This window comes from Microbacterium azadirachtae, from assembly GCF_000956545.1.
GTDB lineage: Bacteria > Actinomycetota > Actinomycetes > Actinomycetales > Microbacteriaceae > Microbacterium > Microbacterium azadirachtae.
This window is the reverse complement of sequence record NZ_JYIT01000024.1, coordinates 1-5,668: the sequence shown is the minus strand read 5'-3', so window position 1 is coordinate 5,668 and position 5,668 is coordinate 1. Positions and strand designations below refer to the sequence as shown.

General features: G+C 72.5%; 5 protein-coding genes and 1 pseudogene. 5 read left to right on the top strand and 1 reads right to left on the bottom strand.

What is annotated here, in order from left to right:
- Positions 1-76 (top strand): annotated as a pseudogene (locus RL72_RS19320) (galactokinase family protein); the annotation flags it as partial.
- Positions 77-107: 31 nt separating this feature from the next.
- On the opposite strand, the gene galT reads toward RL72_RS19320, so the two are convergent.
- Entirely contained in the window at positions 108-1,364 is a 1,257-nt protein-coding gene (galT, locus tag RL72_RS00275) for a galactose-1-phosphate uridylyltransferase (protein WP_082071865.1), read from the bottom strand.
- Positions 1,365-1,568: 204 nt separating this feature from the next.
- Between galT and RL72_RS00270 the strand changes: the two genes are divergently transcribed.
- From RL72_RS00270 to RL72_RS00255, 4 genes are all read left to right on the top strand, one after another.
- Complete coding sequence (locus RL72_RS00270; RefSeq protein ID WP_045248797.1) at positions 1,569-2,525, top strand: LacI family DNA-binding transcriptional regulator; 957 nt, start codon at positions 1,569-1,571, stop codon at positions 2,523-2,525.
- A gap of 207 nt (positions 2,526-2,732) precedes the next feature.
- Positions 2,733-3,860 carry a Gfo/Idh/MocA family protein gene (locus RL72_RS00265; RefSeq protein WP_045248796.1) on the top strand — a complete coding sequence of 376 codons (1,128 nt, stop codon included), beginning with the start codon at positions 2,733-2,735 and terminating at the stop codon, positions 3,858-3,860.
- A gap of 8 nt (positions 3,861-3,868) precedes the next feature.
- The gene (locus RL72_RS00260) at positions 3,869-5,122 is read left to right on the top strand and encodes a dihydrodipicolinate synthase family protein (RefSeq protein ID WP_045248795.1); all 1,254 of its coding nucleotides are present in this window, start codon (positions 3,869-3,871) and stop codon (positions 5,120-5,122) included.
- Positions 5,119-5,668, top strand: a 550-nt coding sequence (locus RL72_RS00255) for a sugar phosphate isomerase/epimerase family protein (RefSeq protein WP_045248794.1), incomplete at its 3' end; no start/stop codon positions are given. The genes RL72_RS00260 and RL72_RS00255, both read left to right, overlap by 4 nt.

Sequence of the window (5,668 nt, the reverse complement as noted above, 5' to 3'; positions counted from 1 at the left end):
ACAGATCGGGGAGCACACCGACTACAACGACGGCTTCGTGCTGCCGTTCGCGATCCAGCACCGCACGGCTGCGGCGGCGACCACGGGGTCGGCGGCGGGGGCGGGGGTCATCGGGTCTCCTCGACGGGCAGGGGAACGGACGCGATCGCGTCGCGCAGGCGCGCGGCCGCATCCTCGGGCAGGATCTCGGCCGTCCACGCAGACATCGCGGACTCGGACCCGGCCAGGAACTTCAGCTTGTCGGCGGCACGGCGGGGGCTGGTGAGCTCGAGGCGCATGCGGATCGTGTCGCGGCCGACGTGCACCGGGGCCTGGTGCCAGGCGGCGATGTACGGCGTCGGCGAGGCGTAGAGCGCATCCACGCCGCGCAGCAGGCGCAGGTACAGGGGGGCGAGCTCGTCGCGCTCCGCGTCGTCCAGCGCGGTGAAGTCGGGCACGTGCCGGTGCGGCAGCAGCTGCACCTCGAGCGGCCAGCGCGCGGCGAACGGCACGAAGGCGGTCCAGTGCTCTCCCTGCAGCACCACCCGGTCGGATCCCTGCTCCGCGTCGAGGATGCGCGCGAACAGGTCGTCGCCGGTGCGGGCGATGCTCTCGCGCAGCCGCTGCGTGCGCGGGGTGACATAGGGGTACGCGTAGATCTGGCCGTGCGGATGCGGCAGCGTGACGCCGATCGCCTCGCCGCGGTTCTCGAACGGGAACACCTGCTCGATGCCGGGGAGCGCGGAGAGGGTGGCCGTGCGGTCGGCCCAGGCCTCGATCACGGTGCGCGCGCGAGTGACCGACTGCGTGCCGAAGGATCCGGCGTGCTCGGGGCTGAAGCAGACCACCTCGCAGCGTCCGACGCTGGTCCGGGTGCGTCCGAGCCCGATCTGCTCCAGGTCGGCGAGGCCCTGCGGCGGGTCGACCGCTGCCGGCGCGGTGCCGACGGCGTTCGCGAGGGCGGGCCCGAACGACGGGGAGCGGTTCTCGAACACGGCGACGTCGTAGCGCGACGGCACCTCGGAGGGGTTGGTCGCCGTCTGCGGCGCGAGCGGATCCGCATCCGCGCCCGGCATCATCACCCGGGTCTGGCGCTGGGTGGCGAAGGTGATCCAGTCCCCGGTGAGCACGTCCTGACGCATGGTCGCCGTGTCCGGGCGCGTGTCGAGGGCGCGCGCGTCGACGCTCCGCTCCGGCCCGAGGGCTGTGCCGGGGTCGTCGTAGTAGACGAGGTCTCGGCCGTCGGCGAGGCGTGTGGTCCGCTTGACGACGCCGGCGCCGAGCGTCGTGACGGCGAGCACCGCGTCCCCGCCTCCGGGGGCAGCGGTCGCGTCTGCGGGCGCCGCCGGCGCGGCGGTCGTACCGAACGCAGGATCCGTTTCCATGTTCACGTAAACACGATAGGGCACGCGGCGTGATAGCGTCAACAAACCTGCGAACGGCGCGCCGAACGGTGCGGGTGGGATCGGCGGGGGAGAGGCGAGGCGATGCCGAAGCACGACGACGAGCTCGAGGAGCTCCTCCGCACGGTCGACGGAGCGCCCGCCGGCCGCCCGCGCAGGGGTCCCCGGCCCAGCGGTCGCGTGTCGATGGCGATGGTCGCCGCGCGGGCCGGCGTCTCCGGCCAGACCGTCTCACGGGTCGTGAACGACAGCCCCCGGGTGGATCCGGTCACGCGTGAGCGGGTCGAGGCTGCGATGGCCGAGCTCGGCTACCGCCCGCATCGCGCCGCGCGGGCGCTGCGCACCGGACGCTCGATGACGATCGGCGTGGTGGCGCAGACGCTCGCCACGGTCGGCAACTCCGCGCTGCTGCAGGCCGTCGCGGAGGCTGCGGAGGCGCGCGGCTACGCCCTCGCCGTCGTCACGCTGGGCGCGGCGGGTCGCATCGGCGACGCCTTCGACCGGCTGCGCGATCAGGGCGTCGACGGCGCGATCGTGCTGAACGAGGCATCGGCGCTCGCCCGCGACGTGGATCCGGCCGGCCTCGTGCTCGTCGTGGTCGATGCGCCGGCCGACCCGCGGTTCACGGTCATCGGCACCGATCACGCCGCCGGCGCCAGGGTCGCGACCGCGCACCTGCTCGACGGCGGCGCCGCCACCGTGCATCATGTCGCCGGACCGGAGGGCTCGTTCGCGGCGGCCGAGCGCGAGCGCGGCTGGCGCGAAGAGCTCGCGGCGCGCGGGGCCCGCATCCCGGAGCCGCTGCGCGGAGACTGGAGCGCCGGATCCGGTCATGCGCTGGGCGGCACCCTCGCGGCCGATCCCGAGGTCACGGCCGTGTTCGCCGCGAACGACCAGATGGCGCTCGGGCTGCTGCGCGCGCTCGCCGACGCCGGGCGGCGCATCCCCGCCGACGTCGCCGTGCTCGGCTTCGACGACATCGCCGACGCCGCCGAGTTCCGCCCGCCGCTGACGACGATCCGCCAGGACTTCGCCGCACTCGGCGAGAAGGCCGTGCAGATCCTCATCGACCGCGTCGAGGGCCAGACCCTCGCGGATCCGGCGCTGCTCGTGCCGACGCTGGTCGCGCGCGCGAGCGCCTAGCCGGGCTCGCGTCGCCCGCGGGCGGGGCGGCCGCTCTCGGGCGGGGCGTTCGCGATGGATGCGTCGCATCGGTTGCGGAAAGCGTGTTCCCATGTCAGGATGAGGGAACTGGAAAGCGCTTACCCTCTGCGACGGCGTCGCACGCCGGGGCAACGGAACGAAGGAGAAACCGTGGCGGAGAGCACCACCCGCGAGATCGGCATCATCATGAACGGCGTCTCCGGGCGCATGGGCTACCGCCAGCACCTGGTGCGGTCGATCCTGGCGATCCGCGAGCAGGGCGGCATCGAGCTGCCCGACGGCACCCGGGTCACCGTGAAGCCGATCCTCGTCGGCCGCAGCGCGCAGAAGCTGGCCGAGCTCGCCGCCGCGCACGGCATCGCCGATTACACGACCGACCTCGACGCCGCGCTCGCGGATCCGCAGTGGGAGATCTATGCCGACTTCCTCGTCACCAAGGCGCGCGCGGCCGCGATCCGCAAGGCCATCGCCGCGGGCAAGGCGATCTACACGGAGAAGCCCACGGCCGAGTCCGTGGGGGAGGCGCTGGAGCTCGCCCGTCTCGCCCGGGCCGCGGGCGTCAAGACCGGCGTCGTGCACGACAAGCTGTACCTGCCCGGCCTGCAGAAGCTCAAGCGCCTCATCGACTCGGGCTTCTTCGGCCGGATCCTGTCCGTGCGCGGGGAGTTCGGCTACTGGGTGTTCGAGGGCGACTGGCAGCCGGCGCAGCGTCCCAGTTGGAACTACCGCACCGAAGACGGCGGCGGCATCATCAGCGACATGTTCCCGCACTGGAACTACGTCATGGAGAACCTGTTCGGCGAGGTGAAGAGCGTGTACGCCCAGGCAGCCGTGCACATCGCCGACCGCTGGGACGAGAAGGGCGAGCACTACACGGCCACCGCCGAGGACGCCGCGTACGGGATCTTCGAGCTCGAGGGCGGCATCGTCGCCGAGATCAACTCCAGCTGGACCGTGCGCGTGAACCGCGACGAGCTCGTCGAGTTCCAGGTGGACGGCACGCACGGATCCGCGGTCGTCGGCCTCTTCGGCGCGAAGATCCAGCATCGCAACGCCACTCCCAAGCCGGTGTGGAACCCCGACCTCGCCGACGAGCACGACTACGACGCGGACTGGGCCGAGGTGCCCACGAACGATGTGTTCCTCAACGGCTTCCGACAGCAGTGGGAGGAGTACCTCACGTCGTACGTGCTCGGCACGGACTACGCGTTCGACCTGCTCGCCGGCGCCCGCGGCGTGCAGCTCGCCGAGGCTGGCCTGCAGTCCTCCGCCGAGGGGCGCAAGATCGCGCTGCCCGCGCTGACCCTGGACTGAGGTCGGACATGACGACGATCCGCCTCCTCGCCGCCGACGGAGCGACCTCCGACGTCCCGCTCGCCGACTCCGGCGCCTACACCCGTCCGTCCGCGCCCCTGCGCAGCCGCGTCGCCTACGCCGCCGCGCACGTGGTGCCGAAGACGCACGCCGACAACACCCCCGGGCAGCCCGCGGACATCGACTGGGACGCCACGCTCGCGTTCCGCCGCAACGTCTACTCCTGGGGTCTCGGCGTCGCCGACGCCATGGACACCGCGCAGCGCAACATGGGCCTCGATGCGGCGGCGACCCGCGAGCTCATCGCCCGCAGCGCGGCGGTCGCCCGCGAGGAGGGTGGTTCCGTCGTCGTCGGCGTGAACACCGACCACGTCGACGAGGAGCGCATCCCGCTGACGCAGGTGATCGACGCATACGTCGAGCAGCTGCACTTCGTCGAGGAGCAGGGCGCAGGGCCCGTGCTGATGGCCTCGCGCCACCTCGCCCGCGTCGCCGAATCGCGCACCGACTACCTGCGCGTGTACGCGGCCGTGCTGCAGCAGGCGACGACCCCGGTCGTGCTGCACTGGCTCGGCACCGCCTTCGATCCGCAGCTCGAGGGGTACTTCGGATCCTCCCCGTGGCGCGAAGCCTCGACCACGCTGCTGCGCATCATCGACGAGAATCCGGGGAAGGTCGCGGGGGTGAAGATGAGCCTGCTGAACGCGGAGTCCGAGATCGCCGTGCGCGAGCAGCTCCCGGACGGGGTGCGCATGTTCACCGGCGACGACTTCAACTACGTCGACCTGATCGGCGGTGACACCACCCGGTCGTCGAGCGAGGAGCGCAGCGACGAGACGAAACGCGGTGCCCTCGCCGCCGACCGTGCTTCGTCTCCCTCCGCTCTCTCGACGACCGGAGGCCACTCGGATGCGCTCCTCGGCGCGTTCGCCGCGATCACGCCCGTCGCCTCGGCCGCTATCCAGGCGCTCGACGCGGGGGATCCGGCCCGGTATCTGCAGATCCTCGGGCCGACGGAGGACCTCAGCCGCCAGGTGTTCGCCGCGCCCACGTTCTACTACAAGACCGGCGTCGCGTTCCTCGCCTGGCTGAACGGCCATCAGCCCGCGTTCCAGATGGTCGGCGGTCTCCACTCGGCGCGCAGCCTGCCCCACCTCAGCCGCATCGTCGAGCTCGCGAACGCCGCGCTCGCGCTGGAGGATCCGGAACTCGCCCGCGAACGCTGGCACGGCATGCTGCGCCTGAACGGGGTGGGCGCATGACCCTTCGAGAGCCTCAGAGGCCGCATCCCCGTCTGTCGATCAACCAGGCCACGATCAAGCATGCCGATCTCGCGACGGCGCTGCGGGTCACCGCCGAGGCCGGCATCGAGGGGATCGGCCTGTGGCGCGAGCCGGTGAACGAGGTCGGGCTCGATGTGGCCGCGCAGATGCTCGGCGACTCCGGGCTGCGCTTCACGACGCACTGCCGGGGCGGCTTCTTCACGCTGCCCGCCGGACCCGAGCGCCTCGCCGCGCTCGACGACAACCGGCGCGCGATCGAGGAGACCGGCACGCTCGCCGCCGCCGGGGTGGACGGATCCACCGCCGTCCTCGTGCTCGTCGCCGGCGGGCTGCCCGAGGGATCGCGCGACCTCGGCGGCGCCAGGGAGCGGGTGCGCGACGCCATCGGCGAGCTGTCCGTCGACGCCCGGGCGGCGGGCGTGACCCTCGCGATCGAGCCGCTGCATCCGATGTTCGGATCCGACCGCTGCGTCGTCTCGACGCTCGGGCAGGCCCTCGACATCGCCGCGGACTTCGACCCGGCGG